We start from the raw sequence: 16,345 nt of genomic DNA, 5'->3' as shown, positions 1-16,345 counted from the left end.
ATATATCTGAATTTAATGGATAGTGGCAGTCCAATAAAAAATGGATCTCTCCTTGTTATGCAAATATCAACGCACACCTTACCGAATGGGATCGCGCTATCTTGGTATCACCCTGCAGAAGAAGCAATTTCGCCAGTGATTATATTGTGCCACGGTTTCTGTGGTATTCAGCAGGCCTTGTTACCGGCGTTTGCGGAGGCTTTCGCTCAAGCGGGTTTCTCGGCATTGACCTTTGATTATCGAGGCTTTGGCGCCAGTGCCGGCGAGCGGGGTCGCCTGGTTCCCGCGTTACAGATCGCTGATATTATTAGCGTCATCGATTGGGCTACGACACAACCGGCCATCGATGCCGAGCGCATTGGACTGTGGGGCTCCTCATTAGGGGGTTGCCACGTCTTTGCCGCCGCCGCCGATGATAATCGAGTGAAGTGTGTCGTTAGCCAATTAGCTTTTGCTGACGGTGAGTCGATGGTGACGGGGCATATGAGCGCGGAAGAGAAAAGTACCTTTATCGCTTCACTGCTACGTATGGAAGAGAAAAAACACACTAGCGGTAAAGAGATGATGGTCGCCGTCACGCGAGTATTAAGCGATGAGGAATCTAAGGCCTTCTTTGCCGAATATCGCTTACGCTATCCACAGATGGATATCAAAATCCCTTTCTTGACGGTATTGGAGACCCTACGCTACCAGCCGGCTCGTTTTGCGGCACAGGTAAAATGCCCTGCGCTGGTGGTCGTGGCGGAACAAGATACGGTGAATCCGCCACAGCAAGGTATTGATTTATTCATGGCGCTGGGAGCGACCAACAAGCGTCTGTATATCGCGGATGGGGCGCGCCATTACGATATGTACGACGGGATGCATTTTCAGCGTGCTATTAGCGAACAGTTAGCATGGTTTAATGCCCACCTGTAAGTGAAATAACGGCTTCCTCTTGCGCCGCAGATGAAGTCATGCTGGATTGCTTGGATGTATGTCCTGCAATCCAGCACACCTTTCCTCACCTGTTCAATTCTCTCTTGTCCAATTTTCTCCCCCCTATTCCGAATAAAGATGGTGAGGTTAATAGATATTGCGTATCTGCTTTTCCTTTCTTTAATTATTCGATTGAGTCACAGCTAGTGTGAGAATTGAGGTATCCATCATATGGATATTTAACAAAATTTCCCCAGGCGCTGATGAGCAACAAAGTAACTTTCACCTTGTTTATTATGCTCATAGGTTATCAAAACTTACTACCGATAATGTCAACACCTGGCGCAAGTGTTGAGACCTCATGGTGCGAGGCAATAAAATCTTGTATATATAGTAGGTTAACCAGATCTCGTTCTGGCGCCTCGTGACAGCATCCGAAACGATATATTACAAAGAGGAATATACCAAGATAAAACACAGGATATTGTCATAGATTTACCATGATAGCGAAATTAGATTCTGTAAATCCTTTGTTAATCGCCGCACCCTATCCAAATGATAGGTGATGCCTAGCGCTATCGTTGACACTTATCAATTATCGCGGCGCTTCGCCCCGGCACTATGGGCGCGTCGGTTCGCCGGCATTTATCGGTTGCAGCCGCAGCCGTATTCGTACTCTCAAAAGGAGTTTTGTCACAATGAAAAAAATAACGAAATGGGCAGGCGGGATAGTTATTGCCGGTATTGCCTGTTACTTAGGGTTGGTCGGTTATGTCTACAATCACGATAAAGCGCGCAATACGTTGCCGAGTGAACCGGCAAGTTCTCCTCTTAACGCACAGGTCCTGGGCATCCTGAGCGAAAAGGGTTGCGACTACTGCCATACACCATCCTCGAACCTGCCGTTCTACGCTAAAGTTCCCGGCGTGAAGCAGTTGATGGAATATGACATGTACCAAGGATATAAGGCGTTCAACTTGATCCCGTTGCGGGAAAGTCTGTTGAAGCCTTCTCCGTGGAAGACCTCTAGTGGTCAACCGCCGACACTGACCGACCTGAATAAGCTGGAATGGGTTATCGAAAACCAAACCATGCCGCCGACCCGCTATACCATGATGCACTGGGCGGGTCGAATGTCTGAGGCCGATCGTGAGACTCTGCTGAAATGGATCAAGGATCAGCGTGAGAAATACTACACGACAACAGATATGGCGCCAGCGATGCGTAATGAGCCGATTCAGCCGATCCCTCAATCGCTAGCGGTCGATGCCGAAAAAGCTGCATTGGGCTTCCGCCTGTATCACGATCCGCGTCTCTCTGGCGATGACTCCATCGCTTGTGCCCACTGCCACCAGTTGTCCGCAGGTGGGGTCGACGGCCGCAAGACCTCGCTAGGGGTCGACGATCAAGTCGGGCCGATCAATGCGCCAACGGTGTTTAACGCGGCATTCAACATCGCCCAGTTCTGGGATGGCCGTGCGGCAACGCTACAGGATCAAGCGGGTGGCCCGCCGTTGAACCCGATCGAGATGTCATCGAAGTCATGGGATGAGATTATCGCGAAACTCGATAAGGATCAGGCCTTCAAGCAAGCGTTCCTCAAGGTGTATCCGCAAGGTTTCAGTGGTAAGACTATCACCAATGCGATCGCCGAGTTTGAACGAACCCTGATTACGCCGAACGCACCGTTTGACCGTTATTTACGGGGTGATGCGAGTGCGCTCACCGCGCAACAGAAGCATGGCTATCAGCTGTTCAAGGATAACCGTTGTGCGACCTGCCACGCCGGTGTATCCATGGGCGGTGAGTCCTATGAGCCGCTCGGTCTCATGGCCGATTATCCGTTTGGTAAGCTGACCAGCGCCGATATCGGTCGCATGAACGTGACTCAGGATCTGCGTGATCGTCTGCGCCAGAAGGTACCGACACTGCGTAACGTAGAGCTGACTGCCCCCTACTTCCATCGCGGCGACGTGAAGACGCTGGATGAGGCGGTGAAACTGATGCTGAAATACCAGGTCGGTGTCACGCTGCCCCAGAAAGATGTCGATGACATCGTCGCCTTCTTGAAGAGCCTCAACGGCGTCTATACGCCCTATCAGGCCGGACAGGAGAAGTCGATGAAAGCGGCACCGACCGGTGAGGCGAAGCCAGCAAGTGATGCTTCAGCCGCTCACGCCATGCCGGCAACATCTACATCGGCGGCCACGCCCGCCCACCCCTGATTGCCCTTCTCGAACGAACAAGGGCGTGCCAACGGCGCGCCCTTTTTTATCCATAATACACCACCGCTCAAGCGAGTCTCGAGTGTTGCTGTGATGTGTCGTATCACATTTCCCTGTTCCATACGGCCCTGAGCGATGACGAGCCCTGTGACTTCACGCCGCGATGTACCCTCTTCGCCTCATAACGTGCGCTCAGATGATAGGGATAACGCCTCCCGAGATGGATAACGGAAATCCTGTCATGCAATCACGCGACTCTGCATAGCGGGTTCGATAGGTGAGCGGAGAACAGCAGCGGAATGGTGTGCTAGAGAATGCCGCATCGTGCGGGCTGTATTTTATGCTGTACGGTACAATAACCCCCGTATCAAGCGGGGGTTAGAAAAAATACACGATATGGGTTAGGCGAGTGCGGAAAGATCGATATAACGTGCCAACGCCTTCTCTTCCGGCCGATAGAGATAAGGGATCTCACCCAATTGTGGCGCCGGTAACTTCTGACGCAAAGCATCGATGGTTTCGGCGTAATGCGATAGTCCAGGATTGATGCGGTTGGCAATCCAGCCGGCGAACGGCAGGCCGTCGTTGATGATCGCCTGCGCCGTCAGAATGGCATGACTGATACATCCCAGCTTGATCCCGACGACTAAAATGACCGGTAGTTGCTCCTGTACCACCCACTCTGACAAGGGGCGCAAGTCTTGCATTAAGACTCGCCAACCGCCGGTCCCTTGCACCACGACATGCTGAGCCTTGTCGCTCAACTGCTGCAATCCACGGCTCATGGCACCATAGTCCAGCGCTTCGCCGGTATACGCATTAGCAATCTCCTCACGCAAGGTGATCGGATTGACCTCGTCGTAGCTCAATGCCAGGCTCGAGGCATGCAACAGCGTCAATGCGTCGTGGTTACGCAGCCCCTGAGGTGTTTCTTCGCTGCCCACGGCAATCGGCTTATAACCGACGGCGCTTTCTCCTGTGGCCTGAATGGCTTGTAATAACGCACGAGACGCCACCGTTTTTCCAACTTCGGTGTCAGTGCCCGTAACGAATATGCGTTTTAACATGAAATAATGACTCCGGAGAGACTCCGATTAGTAATAAAAAAGCTCAGTGTGATCTGACCGGAATATGCTGTGTGCCCGCGATCACCGATAAACCGGAAAAGTCTAGGCGAAGCGTTGAGAGTACGGCTTGCGTTAGCTCAAATTTTTATTTATCGCATTGATGATTTTCCCGTTTTATGTCCGCAAAGTAACAAAATGGCAAAATTGCAGACACAAACGGGTTGCTTAACCAGGATTAGCCCTGCAAGAGTCGCAGTAGTAGTGAACCGTTGTACAACGCCTCTTTAACTAACGCGGCGGCCGGCATGGTGCCATGATTATGGAATTGACTGGCCTCGACGGCCAAATGTTGCGTGTAATGCGGCAGCGCTTGTTGACGGATGGCGCTGGCGATCGAGGGGTAAAGAATATCGGCCGCCTGATTCAACGGCGAACCGATGAGGATCTTCTCGGGATTAAACAGATTCACCATCACCGCCGCAATACGCCCAACGCTATGCCCGACACTGTTGATCAGATCGCGTCCAAGTTGGTCGCCTTGTAACGCCGCTTGGCAGAGCGCCTCAATGGTCAAGGGGCGTGTAGCGTGTAGCTGTGATGACGGTGACATCGCCAAGCGTTGTTCCGCTAGCGAGAGAATGTTCTGTAGGCCAGCGATGGTCTCAAGGCAACCATGGTTGCCGCAGTAGCACTGTTTACCATAGGGATCGACCTGGGTATGCCCTATTTCGACCAGGCTTTGACGACTGCCATTCAGCAAGCGTCCCTCGCTGATAACCCCGGCTCCCACGTTATAGTCGATGACGATCTGGATCAAATTTGCACACCCACTACCCGCGCCGAACAGTGACTCTGCCATGGTCCAGGCACAAACGTCATGCTGTAGATAGATCGGCAGCCCGGTGTGGCGTTCGAGCTCTTCGCTTAACGCCATATCCTGCACCTCGGCATAGTATGGCATGCGATGCACAATGCCCTGCGCCGCGTTAACCAGACCCGGCAATGTTACCGCGATGGCGGTCAGGCGCTCCAACTGGTGTTGATGACGCGTGAAGAAACGATCGATTTCGCCGATTAAGCGATTCAATAGCGGCACGTCACGTTGCGCCGGTAGCGCGATCTCCTCTTCGACCACCAAGGCACTGCTCAGATCGCGCAATGCTAACGTCATGGTACCGAGGCCGATGCGTACACAGAGGTAATGCCAAGAGGCCGTATCGAGGATCAGGCCAACGGCGGGACGCCCACGACACCCCGGCTCCTGAAACTCCGTCTCCTGCACCAGATGAGCCTCGAGCAGTTCGCGTACAATCTTGGTAATACTGGCGGGCGCCAGCTGTGCGCGTTTCGAAAGCTCAATGCGCGAAATAGGGCCAAACCGATCGATAAGACGATACACTGCCCCAGCATTTATCTGCTTGATTTGATCAATATGCCCCGGCTGACCGTCAGCAATCACCACCGCTACTCCCAGTTATTTTTCGCGCTTCAAAATAAATCTTACCGACAAAGGTGAGGATTTTACAAAAATGCGTAAACCATTTGATTCGTTATGTGATTAGGCGCACAAATACTTGCTTTTTCAGCCTAAGTTCTGTCCCGTTCGCTGCGCGTTAACGAACTTCTGCGGGGGCGCTGAGCAGCGCGATCAGGGCTTGAGCCTGGGCGCTTAACGGTCGCTGACGGTGATAGGCGAGCCAGATTTCGGTGTAGGCCTCCGGCTCCGCCAAGGGGCGATAACAGACACCATCCACCTGAATGCGCGTATAGGAGGCCGGTAAGATCGAGACGCCCAATCCTGCCGAGATCAATCCGACGATGGTCATCGCCTCGCCCACCTCTTGGGTAATGTAGGGAACGATCCCCGCGCGTTTGAGCAAGGTCAGCAGTTCGTCATAGAGCGCCGTGCCATCCCCGCGCGAGAAGAAGACGAAAGGCTGATCGGCCAAGTCGTTAAAGCGTAACGCCGCCTCCCGTTGCGCCAACGGATGATGGCGATGTAGCACGGCGACCAGGGGCTCACGTCGTAACACCTGATGGGTCAGGGTGCTGGGGAGTTTAGTATTGCGCAGGATACCGATATCCAGCTTGCCATCGTTCAACGGTTCGATCTGCTGTTTAGTATTCAATTCACGCATTTGCAGATGAACTTGGGGGTAATGTTGACGGTAGGCGAAAAGCGAGCGCGCGACCTGGGGAACAAACGGCATCGATGAGGTAAAGCCGATAGTCAGATCGCCACTCTCCCCACGATGCGCCCGTACCGCCTTTTCCGCCGCCTGCTCTAATTGCCCGACGATGGCATAGCACTCTTTTAAAAAGATTTGGCCTGCCTGAGTGAGGTTGACGCTACGGTTGGTTCGTAGCAAGAGACGGGCGCCAAGCTCTTTCTCCAATGCTTGGATCTGCTGGCTCAAGGGCGGTTGCGAGATGGCCAGTCGCTCGGCTGCACGATTGAAGTGCCGCTCTTCGGCGACGGCGATAAAGTATTTGAGGTGACGGATCTCGATACGCATAGCGATATTGATATCTTATAAATATTATTTGTTCTTATTAATATATTAGACATTCACTGGAGGCAATCCTATTCTCGGTGGCTAGTCGCTCTGCTAGCGATTCATGAGTGACAGTGTCACGTTTGTGTTTTACCCGTATTGAAGGATATTGTGTGAATACCTCCCCGGCAGATCTTGCGCCGGATGCCGCGATGCCGGCACCCGCACAAGCCAATGATGGCGTCAATGGCAAACTTCCCTTTATCACCCGTGAACGGCCCGATTTTAAACGCGTCACCCTGGCGCTCTTCTCCGCCGGTCTGGCAACCTTCGCCCTGCTCTACTGTGTCCAGCCGATCCTACCGGTGCTGTCGCAAGACTTCGCGATTACCCCGGCGCGCAGCAGTTTATCGCTCTCCGTATCAACCGCGATGCTGGCCATTGGCCTGCTGTTTACCGGCCCGCTCTCCGATGCCATCGGACGGAAAAACGTCATGGTCACGGCGCTGTTGCTGGCGGCGGGCTGTACACTGATCGGCGCGTTGATGAGCAGCTGGCATGGCATTCTGGTGATGCGCGCCCTGGTAGGGTTGGCTCTGAGCGGTGTCGCCGCCGTCGCCATGACCTACCTGAGCGAAGAGATGGATCCCTCCGTGGTCGCCTTCTCCATGGGGCTGTATATCAGCGGAAACTCCATCGGCGGCATGAGTGGCCGCCTGATCAGCGGCGTCTTAACCGACTATTTCTCCTGGCGTATCACGCTGGCGGTCATCGGCCTGTTTGCCCTGGCATGCGCCCTGATGTTTTGGCGTATCCTACCTCCCTCTCGCCATTTCCGCCCAAGCTCGCTGCGGCCGCGTACCTTGCTGCTTAATCTACGCTTGCATTGTCACGATCGTGGATTACCGTTGCTGTTCGCCGAAGGTTTTCTCCTTATGGGGAGCTTTGTTACGCTATTCAACTACATCGGCTATCGTCTACTAGAGACGCCCTATTTATTGAGTCAGGCCGTTGTCGGGATGCTTTCGCTGGTTTATATCAGCGGTACCTATAGCTCGCCGAAGGCCGGTACGCTGACCGCACGCTTCGGGCGTGGTCCGGTATTAAGCGTCGCGATTATCATCATGCTGCTAGGGTTACTCATTACCGCCTTGAGTCCCTTGTGGGTGATCTTTATTGGTATGCTCCTGTTTACCACGGGTTTCTTCGCCGCCCACTCCGTCGCCAGCAGCTGGATCGGGCGCCGAGCGCGGCGCGCCAAGGGGCAAGCCTCCTCGCTGTATCTGTTTAGCTACTATGTGGGTTCCAGCGTCGCTGGGACGCTGGGCGGCGTCTTCTGGCACCAAGCTGGCTGGAATGGCATCGTCATTTTCCTTGGTGCGATGCTGTTACTGGCCTGGCTACTTGGCCGTCGCCTACAACATTTACCCGAAGCCGCGTCACACTGAGAAACCGGCAGGCCGAGTATGCTCTTGGCCTGCGTTATTATAGCGCTGGAGCCGTGGTGATGATGGCCAGCATGAAACGGGTATGCTAGCCCGCTGGATAAGGCGTGATGACAGCCAACGCGCTTTCTCCAGCGTCGCTGAGCGGCATGCCAGACATTGCCCAGCGCTTGGTGCGCTTTCATTCTATTGATATTCATGCGCGCCCTATTCGTGCCGGAAGAGGTGGGCTCCCCGATCTTCGCGGGGCGGGTCTCCTTCCCGCCAACACCTTGCATGACATCGACGGCGCCCTCATCAGCAGATGACGGGAAATAGGGGAAAGTCCTACCCTGCTCATCGAGCCGTCAGCCGTTCGACCTGGCACCTATCAGGTCACCCCAATCAAGTCAGTAATACATCTCCAGCGTTAGCGCCGCTCTTCTCCCCGGGTGATGCCATGTCCTTTTTTCCTGTTTGGCTTTTGGGTTAATGGTTATGTTTGTCGGCGTTAATCTGGCAAGGAGTATTCGTGGTTTCAGGCGGAATAGAGTAAGATAGCCATATGTATGTTGTAACTAATTAGGTAAGGCATTAGCCTTATTAAAGGAGCATAAATGTCCACCAGCGAGATCGTTGAACAACTCCATACCTGCTTTCGCCAACTCGAGGAGGCGCTGGATGAGACCGACCACCAGCTAGCCGAGCTCTCACCATTACAGGCAGAGGTTTTCGAGCTCCCGGACATCGAAAAGGGACAAGAACATGACGCGATTCAACGAATCTCCGTCCTCCCTGCCAGCGGCGAGACGGCCTTTAACCTAGGACGCCAACATTTTCGTCGCCTCTTCCTGCATCATCATGGCCAGAATATCAGCAGTAAGGCTGCGGTTCGCCTACCTGGCGTGTTATGTTACTACGCGACCCTCCCCCAACGTCAGGCATTACAGCGTACCATCGAACGGGTTAATGCCCATAAGCAGCGGCTGGAACAGATCATTGCGGTCGAGAGCGGATTGGCCCCGGAGCAACGTTTCGAATTTGTCCATCGCCAGCTGAAAGGATTATTAACGCTCAGTGCCTACCGCGCCCTTACCCTACTGGACGCGCCGAGTAGCATTCATTTTGGCTGGGCAAATAAACAGGTGATCAATAACTTAACTCGTGCCGAGATGTTGAATCGTCTCGATAAAAGCCTGCGCGCCGGACGTGCCGTCCCCCCTTATACCCGGGAGCAGTGGACACAACGGTTGCTCGAAGAGCGAGATTTACTGATGACGCTGCCAGAAGATGTGCGTCTGAAGATACGGCGTCCGGTTAAGGTGCAGCCCATTGCCCGCGCCTGGTACAGTGCTAGCCAAAAACAGGTACAGCATCCTTGCAGCATGCCGCTTATCGCCTTGTACCAGGAGCCCGATCCATGCCCGCGTATCGGTACGTTGCCCGATTACGATGCCAATAACATCGCCCTACGCCACCGACCACGCGCGCGCCCGCTCATTCCGCTGATCCCGCGGCTACACCTTTATCGCGAGGCCGATACGGATACAGATTAAAAGAGTGCGCCACATCGCCCGAAGGGAAGCGCGGCGCTAACGCTGGAGATAGGTTACCAAACCCAGGACATGGGTTGCTCTTCTGCGCAATAAAACTAGCGGGCGCCTTGATATTATGCGTATTTCTTAACTGACTCTCATTTTCCGACGGATGCCGTGATCACTTTGCAGGACTCGTTAAAAATGATGATGGAGCGAGTATTGACGATGAGATTGGCTCTGTAGAGATATCATTGCATTTTTCATGGCTAAACCAACGATTCGAAGCATTCATCTTCCACGTGCAACATGATGTATTGTTAGCACGTTAACAGACGGCTAAAGGAATAACATCAGAAGGCGTTATCCCGTTTTCACCATTATCGGCACAGCGTCAATCCGAGGCTATCCGTGGATACCTCCTCTCTGTTAACAGAGCCAGCAGACGACGGCACGACAACGCGGATGTACGCAAAGAACCTGTAGGCTATTCAGCAAATTCCTTCAGATGCAGCGGAAGACGAAGTCAGCCGTCTGGAGGAAAGGAGCCTTCTCCTACCGTGCCAGGTAAAGCGGTTTACGCCATCTTCGCCTCCTATGGCAACCGACAATCGGCAGCAGAGGCCTTATCCGACCTTGTTCACCTTCATCGACGATCGAGCCTCTCGGGATATCGACCCCGATTACATAACCCATGCCTTTATGTGATGAGAGATCGCCCCACCCGACTCGCCTATCTCAGCATAGATGAAAAGTTAGGCACCAATAACGCCCCCCGATGGCAACGAGCCATTTTCAGCATCAATCCGCTTGCAGAAGCAGGGGCGGTTCCTGTTTACTGACACAAATTCACTTTTCACTGACTAGCGGAATCGACAGATGCAAAAGATGACCAACGCCATACAGCATTACGCCTGGGGTAGCCACGATGCGCTGACTAAGCTCTATGGCATCGCCAACCCGGATAACCAGCCGATGGCCGAAATGTGGATGGGTGCCCATCCGTTGAATAGCTCACGGGTACAAGACGCTCAAGGCGTGAGCCATACGCTGCGCGATCAGATCGCCGCCGCTCCGCGGGCACAGTTGGGCGATGCCGTTGCGCGACGTTTTGGCGAATTACCCTTCCTGTTTAAGGTGCTATGCGCCGCTCAACCCCTCTCCATTCAGGTGCACCCCAATAAGCGCGCCGCCGAGGAGGGGTTCGCACGCGAAGAGGCCGCCGGCATCGCGCGCAACGCCGCGAACCGCAACTATAAAGATGCCAATCATAAGCCGGAGCTGGTCTATGCACTGACGCCCTTCGCTGCGATGAATGGCTTTCGCCCCTTCGCACAGATCGCCACGCTGCTGCAGCCATTACGCCAGGCGCATCCCGACATCGATGCCTTTATCCGGCAGCCGGATGCCGAGCATCTGCGCACCCTATTCGCCAATCTCCTCAATATGCAGGACGACGTTAAAGCACAGGCGCTACGCTGCCTGCGTGACGTCTTAGCTCAGCAGCAGGGCGACGTCTGGGATACTATTCGCACCATCGCCACCATCTATCCCGATGACAGTGGGCTGTTCTCACCATTACTGTTGAATGTCATTCATCTGGCGCCAGGCCAGGCGATGTTCCTGGATGCCGAGACGCCTCACGCCTATCTACACGGCGTAGCATTAGAGGTGATGGCCAACTCAGATAACGTACTGCGTGCCGGCCTAACGCCCAAGTATATCGATGTCGCCGAGTTGCTGGATAATGTGCGCTTTGTCGCACGCTCTGCCGACACCCTGTTAACGGCCCCTCAGCGCCATGGCAACGAGACCCACTTCCCGGTCCCTGTCGCCGATTTCGCCTTCTCGGTACATACGCTTGACGCTCAGCCACAGCCACTACGCCAAGCGAGTGCCGCGGTGTTATTCTGTATTCGCGGCGAGGCACGGCTACAACAGGGTGAGCACAGCCTGATCCTGCACCCCGGTGATGCCTGCTACCTGAGTGCCTCCGAGGCGCCTGTGACGGTAAGCGGCCAAGGGGAATTGGCGCGCGTATTTAATCAATTAGATTAATTTTCCACGAATTATTTGCCAATCGGCACAGCTTGCCGCCACAATAAAAAAACGCCTGCGGGCGTTTTTTTTCCTTACCGGGCCCAACGATAATCGATGCCCGATTCTGGCTACATTAAGGACAGAGTATGAAAAAATCAGCCGTCGCCGTTGCGATCATCGTCGTGTTAGGTGCCGCCTGGAGCGGCGCATCCTGGTACACCGGGAAGCTTATCGAACAGCGTATGGACAGCGAGGTAGCCCGTATCAATACACAGCTCACTCAACAGCTCCCCCAGTCAGGTCTGAAAGTCAGCTACCAGGATTACCAACGCGGCCTCTTCTCCAGCCGGATGCAGATCGTTATCCAAGCCGATCCGACGCATAAGTCCGAGGGCTGGTTAAAACCGGGACAGACACTGAACCTGGACGAAACCATTAGCCACGGTCCTTTCCCGCTTACCCATTTCTCCCTGATGCCGAGTATGGCCGTCATCCATAGCCAACTCGCAGATACCCCCCTGGTCGCCACACTGTTTAAGGAGACGAAAGGTAAAACGCCGCTCGAGGCATATTCCCGCTTAGCTTATAACGGTGACAGCCAAAACCAGATCACCCTGGCAGCGCTGACGACTCAGCAAGGCACGACCAAGGTGGCGTTTGCCGGTGCACAGATCCAGGCTGATTTCGGCAATGGACTGAACCGTATCGACCTCAATGGTGACGTCAAGGGGATCACGCTTAGCGCCCCCAATGGCGAACAGTCTGAAACACTGGCGCTGGAGGGGGTCACCTTTAGCTCCCATACCACGCTTGGTAAGTTCGACATCAATGTCGGTAAACAGCAAATGGCGGCCAAACGGTTAAGTCTGACGGGGAATGACAAGGAGAGCGTCGTCCTGGATGATGTGTCCCTACACGCTAACCTGAGCGAAGATGAGCACACCTTGAGTGCTAAGGCCGACTATGCGCTGGGCGCGTTGCAGATCAATGGCAAGGCATTTGGTGGCGGTGCGCTGACGTTAAGTCTCGACAGATTCGATGGTAAAGCGGTACAAGCATTCAGCGAGCAGTACCAGCGCTTCCTCAGCCAACAGCTAGCCAATGGTAACAGCAGCGATAGCCTCGCCTACCAACAGCAACTGACGGCCTTGATGGACGCCGCGCTGCCCTCGCTACTAAGCGGTAACCCACAGATCACCATCAAGCCGCTCAGCTGGAAGAACAGCGCCGGAAGCAGTCAGTTCGATCTCAATCTGCTGCTAGGTACACCGCAGAAAACGCCAGCGGATAGCACGCTACCGCCGTTGCTACAGAGGGTTCGCGGCCTGGATTTCTCCCTCGACATCTCCATGCCTATGGCGACGCAGTTGGCCGCCCATGTCGCCGAACTGGAGGGCTACCCCGCCGATCAGGCACAGAAGCTGGCGACCCAACAGGTACAAGGCGTCTCAGCCATGGGGCAGATGTTTAAATTGACGACACAGCAAGATCAGAGCATCGTCAGCAAACTGCATTACGCCGACGGTCAGATCACGCTGAATGGTAAGCAGATGAGCCTAGCGCAGTTCGCCGGTCTATTCGGCCTGCTCGATGGTATCGAGGGTCAAGCGCCCGCCGGACAGTAATCTATCTCCGCAACCTCACAGCGCCTGTGCCTCGGGCGCTGTGATACTCCCCACCAATGCGCGCCTCGCCATCCCCCCCTTTTCCCCGCTCCTGCGATGAACCAACCGCCACGCCTTTGCCGATAAGGCGCCAAGAACCGTCTTAGCGTATCCTCCGCGACTAAACAGGATTACCCACGCTACTAACGCCAGTGCTACGACGGCGCCTACAAGATCGACAGAAAGGTGTAAGCGGTGGGGGAAACACGCATAACTGTATAAATATACAGTTATGCCATAAAACGGCTATCCTCGCGGATATTTTGTGATGCTCATCACATTTATATGTAACGGAATAGCAAATTACATCGCATTGTTTTTATACTGATGCGCACTTTACGTCCGATAACTGAGAGTGCTCATCATGATTGATTCGCGTTTTCCCCTGACCGACCTGCACCGCCATCTCGACGGAAACATCCGACCGCAAACGATCCTCGATCTGGGACAACAGTATCATCTGGCCCTACCGGCCAATGAGCTGGAGGCATTACGTCCTCATGTACAAATCGGCGACAACGCGCCCGACTTGGTCACCTTTCTGCAAAAATTAGATTGGGGTGTGGCGGTCTTAGCCAGCCTGGATGCCTGCCGTCGTATCGCCTATGAGAACGTCGAGGACCTGCAACGTGCCGGGATCGACTATGCCGAGTTACGCTTCTCGCCCTACTATATGGCGCGTCAGCATCAGCTCCCGCTACAAGGGGTGGTCGAGGCGGTGATCGACGGCGTCAACGCCGGAGTGCGCGATCTCGGTATTCCGGTACGTCTGATCGGCATCCTGAGCCGCACCTTCGGCCAAGCGGCCTGTGACCAAGAACTGGAGGCGCTGCTGGCCTGCCGCGATCATATCACCGCGTTGGATCTGGCTGGCGATGAGCTGGGTTTCCCTGGCGCCCTATTCCTGCCACACTTCAAGCAAGCACGTGACGCTGGCTGGCACATCACGGTACACGCTGGCGAAGCCGCCGGCGCGGACAGCATCTGGCAAGCGATCCGTGAACTCGGCGCCGAGCGCATCGGCCATGGTGTTAACGCCATTCACGATGCGCGCCTCATGGATTACCTGGCCGAGCATGCCATCGGTATTGAGTCCTGCCTGACCTCGAATCTCCAGACCAGCACCGTCAGCTCACTGGCCCAGCATCCGCTGAAACACTTCTTAGCACATGGCTGCCTGGCCAACATCAACACCGATGATCCGGCGGTCGAAGGCATCGAACTGCGCCACGAATACCAGGTCGCCGCCCCGGCCGCCGGGTTAAGCGGCGAGCAGATCCGCCAAGCACAGTACAATGGCCTCAGCATGGCCTTCCTCTCGCCTGCCGAGAAACAGGCGCTACGTGATGCCAAATCATTGGGTTAATAGTTAGCACCTGACACGCTAGCTCACCATAGGGCGCCGCCAGGGCGCCCTATGCGTTTGTCGTCGCGGGGAGATTAACGACGCGCCACCGGCTCCGTCTCGCTCGACTGTTGAGCCCGCTGTCGCGCGTAACGCTGCGCCAGCCAGGCACAGACCATCAGTTGGAGCTGATGGAAGATCATCAACGGCAACACCATCATGCCGACTGAAGCCGCCGGAAACAGCACATTCGCCATCGGAATACCATTCGCCAGGCTCTTTTTAGAACCGCAGAACACAATCGTGATCTCATCGGCTTTATCGAATCCCAACGCCCGCGCGGCAAAGGTGTTTATCAACAGCACCACCGTCAGCAATACAGCAGAAACCAGCAGGATCACCAGCAGCGACCAACCATCAATGCGATGCCAGATCCCCTCGATCACCGCCTCACTAAAGGCGGTATAGACCACCAGTAAGATGGAGGAGCGATCGGTCACGTTGATCAGACGGCGATGGCGGCCGACCCACGACGCCGTGAGCGGGCGCGACAGGTGACCGAGCACAAACGGCACCATCAATTGCAAGATGATCGCGCCAATGGCATGCAAGCTATCGATGCCACTGCCCTGCGTCTGCATCAATAGACCGACCAGCAACGGCGACAAGAAAACACCCAGCATACTGGAAGCCGAGGCGCTACAGACGGCGGCGGCCACGTTCCCCCCAGCCATCGAGGTGTAGGCGATCGCCGATTGTACGGTCGCTGGCAAGGCGCACAGATAGAGGAAGCCTAAGTAAATCACCGGACTCATCAACGCCGGCACCACGACACCCAGAGCCACACCCAGCAAGGGAAACAGAGCAAAGGTACTGAGGAAAACCAGCAGATGCAGACGCCAGTGGCCCATGCCGGCGACGATCGCCTCACGCGATAACTTGGCGCCATGCATAAAGAACAGCAGGGCAATCGCTGCCGTCGTCAAATGGCTGAAGAGCGCTTTGGCCGTTCCCTGGCAAGGAAATAACGAGGCCAGCAGCACCACCAGGATCAAGACCAGCAGAAACGGATCAATCCGCAAACGTTGTAACCAACACGACATGGCACCTTATTCCTTAGTCAACGACGGCAATTCCTCTCCATGATAATCCGCTTTAAGCGTGACGCCAGCACCATTATCTCGTAGACACGCTAATTGTATGGATTATGTATACGTGCCATTTGATAAATTTGTAATCCAAATCACTAATCTCTCTCTAGACGTATTAGCGTAATTACTGAATACTGTTATTCATTATACATATTCGCCTAATACAACGACCGAAAAATGAGCACAATTGAATTTCTGCATAAGTTCCGCAAGGTAAATAATAGCGAGAGTCTGGAAAAGCTTTTTGACCATTTAAATTACTCGCTGCATGACGAAAAAGAGATCATCAATATGTATCGTGCCGCCGATCATCGTCGCGCCGAGCTAGTTAGCGGCGGGAAGTTGTTCGATCTTGGCTGCGTCCCCAAGGAGATTTGGCATTACGTCGTCTAATCTCGTATACGCCCTCCCTACCCGCTATTTTTACCAGCGAACCTTGCACAGGGGCGCGTGGTAGGGCTATCGCACTAAATGTCTGCCT

The 16,345-nt window shown here is 54.5% G+C and carries 12 protein-coding genes; 8 read left to right on the top strand and 4 right to left on the bottom strand.

Annotated elements, in window-relative coordinates:
• The first annotated feature begins 57 nt into the window (after positions 1 to 57).
• Complete coding sequence (gene uilS / locus DCL27_RS08325) at positions 58 to 918, top strand: UilS family quorum-quenching N-acyl-homoserine lactonase (RefSeq protein WP_035598901.1); 861 nt, start codon at positions 58 to 60, stop codon at positions 916 to 918.
• A 698-nt stretch (positions 919 to 1,616) separates the two neighbouring features.
• Positions 1,617 to 3,143: a cytochrome-c peroxidase gene (locus DCL27_RS08320; RefSeq protein ID WP_035598903.1), complete on the top strand. Its 1,527-nt coding sequence runs from the start codon at positions 1,617 to 1,619 to the stop codon at positions 3,141 to 3,143.
• Between the two features lie 401 nt (positions 3,144 to 3,544).
• Here DCL27_RS08320 and bioD read toward each other — a convergent pair whose 3' ends face one another.
• From bioD to DCL27_RS08305, 3 genes are all read right to left on the bottom strand, one after another.
• On the bottom strand, positions 3,545 to 4,210 hold the full coding sequence (bioD, locus tag DCL27_RS08315; protein WP_035598906.1) for a dethiobiotin synthase: 666 nt from the start codon (positions 4,208 to 4,210) through the stop codon (positions 3,545 to 3,547).
• A 235-nt stretch (positions 4,211 to 4,445) separates the two neighbouring features.
• Complete coding sequence (gene mlc, locus DCL27_RS08310) at positions 4,446 to 5,669, bottom strand: sugar metabolism global transcriptional regulator Mlc (RefSeq protein ID WP_035594988.1); 1,224 nt, start codon at positions 5,667 to 5,669, stop codon at positions 4,446 to 4,448.
• 154 nt (positions 5,670 to 5,823) lie between these two features.
• On the bottom strand, positions 5,824 to 6,726 hold the full coding sequence (locus tag DCL27_RS08305; protein WP_035598910.1) for a LysR family transcriptional regulator: 903 nt from the start codon (positions 6,724 to 6,726) through the stop codon (positions 5,824 to 5,826).
• 191 nt (positions 6,727 to 6,917) lie between these two features.
• Between DCL27_RS08305 and DCL27_RS08300 the strand changes: the two genes are divergently transcribed.
• From DCL27_RS08300 to add, 5 genes are all read left to right on the top strand, one after another.
• Positions 6,918 to 8,153, top strand: coding sequence for an MFS transporter (locus DCL27_RS08300; protein ID WP_005286031.1), 1,236 nt, complete (start codon positions 6,918 to 6,920; stop codon positions 8,151 to 8,153).
• Between the two features lie 593 nt (positions 8,154 to 8,746).
• On the top strand, positions 8,747 to 9,685 hold the full coding sequence (gene tus / locus DCL27_RS08295) for a DNA replication terminus site-binding protein (RefSeq protein WP_035598916.1): 939 nt from the start codon (positions 8,747 to 8,749) through the stop codon (positions 9,683 to 9,685).
• 858 nt (positions 9,686 to 10,543) lie between these two features.
• The gene (manA, locus tag DCL27_RS08290; RefSeq protein ID WP_005286056.1) at positions 10,544 to 11,722 is read left to right on the top strand and encodes a mannose-6-phosphate isomerase; all 1,179 of its coding nucleotides are present in this window, start codon (positions 10,544 to 10,546) and stop codon (positions 11,720 to 11,722) included.
• A gap of 128 nt (positions 11,723 to 11,850) precedes the next feature.
• Positions 11,851 to 13,329 (top strand): YdgA family protein, encoded by a 1,479-nt coding sequence (locus DCL27_RS08285; RefSeq protein ID WP_035598919.1) that lies wholly within the window; start codon positions 11,851 to 11,853, stop codon positions 13,327 to 13,329.
• Between the two features lie 403 nt (positions 13,330 to 13,732).
• On the top strand, positions 13,733 to 14,734 hold the full coding sequence (add, locus tag DCL27_RS08280; protein ID WP_005286063.1) for an adenosine deaminase: 1,002 nt from the start codon (positions 13,733 to 13,735) through the stop codon (positions 14,732 to 14,734).
• Positions 14,735 to 14,808: 74 nt separating this feature from the next.
• On the opposite strand, the gene DCL27_RS08275 is transcribed toward add, so the two are convergent.
• Positions 14,809 to 15,816: a bile acid:sodium symporter family protein gene (locus tag DCL27_RS08275; RefSeq protein WP_005293754.1), complete on the bottom strand. Its 1,008-nt coding sequence runs from the start codon at positions 15,814 to 15,816 to the stop codon at positions 14,809 to 14,811.
• Between the two features lie 225 nt (positions 15,817 to 16,041).
• Between DCL27_RS08275 and ydgT the strand changes: the two genes are divergently transcribed.
• A complete protein-coding gene (ydgT, locus tag DCL27_RS08270) occupies positions 16,042 to 16,257 on the top strand; it encodes a transcription modulator YdgT (RefSeq protein WP_005286073.1) in 216 nt (71 codons plus the stop codon).
• Positions 16,258 to 16,345 lie beyond the last annotated feature (88 nt).

The sequence above is a fragment of the Edwardsiella tarda ATCC 15947 = NBRC 105688 genome (assembly GCF_003113495.2).
In the GTDB taxonomy this organism is placed as follows: Bacteria; Pseudomonadota; Gammaproteobacteria; order Enterobacterales; family Enterobacteriaceae; genus Edwardsiella; species Edwardsiella tarda.
Note: the sequence above shows the minus strand (reverse complement) of the source record. Positions and strands in the feature narration are given on the sequence as shown.

Coding starts and splice junctions, on each gene's coding strand:
- uilS (WP_035598901.1), top strand. CDS start 58: ATGCAAATATCAACGCACACCTTACCGAATGGGATCGCGCTATCTTGG.
- DCL27_RS08320 (WP_035598903.1), top strand. CDS start 1,617: ATGAAAAAAATAACGAAATGGGCAGGCGGGATAGTTATTGCCGGTATT.
- bioD (WP_035598906.1), bottom strand. CDS start 4,210: ATGTTAAAACGCATATTCGTTACGGGCACTGACACCGAAGTTGGAAAA.
- DCL27_RS08305 (WP_035598910.1), bottom strand. CDS start 6,726: ATGCGTATCGAGATCCGTCACCTCAAATACTTTATCGCCGTCGCCGAA.
- DCL27_RS08300 (WP_005286031.1), top strand. CDS start 6,918: ATGCCGGCACCCGCACAAGCCAATGATGGCGTCAATGGCAAACTTCCC.
- tus (WP_035598916.1), top strand. CDS start 8,747: ATGTCCACCAGCGAGATCGTTGAACAACTCCATACCTGCTTTCGCCAA.
- manA (WP_005286056.1), top strand. CDS start 10,544: ATGCAAAAGATGACCAACGCCATACAGCATTACGCCTGGGGTAGCCAC.
- DCL27_RS08285 (WP_035598919.1), top strand. CDS start 11,851: ATGAAAAAATCAGCCGTCGCCGTTGCGATCATCGTCGTGTTAGGTGCC.
- add (WP_005286063.1), top strand. CDS start 13,733: ATGATTGATTCGCGTTTTCCCCTGACCGACCTGCACCGCCATCTCGAC.
- DCL27_RS08275 (WP_005293754.1), bottom strand. CDS start 15,816: ATGTCGTGTTGGTTACAACGTTTGCGGATTGATCCGTTTCTGCTGGTC.
- ydgT (WP_005286073.1), top strand. CDS start 16,042: ATGAGCACAATTGAATTTCTGCATAAGTTCCGCAAGGTAAATAATAGC.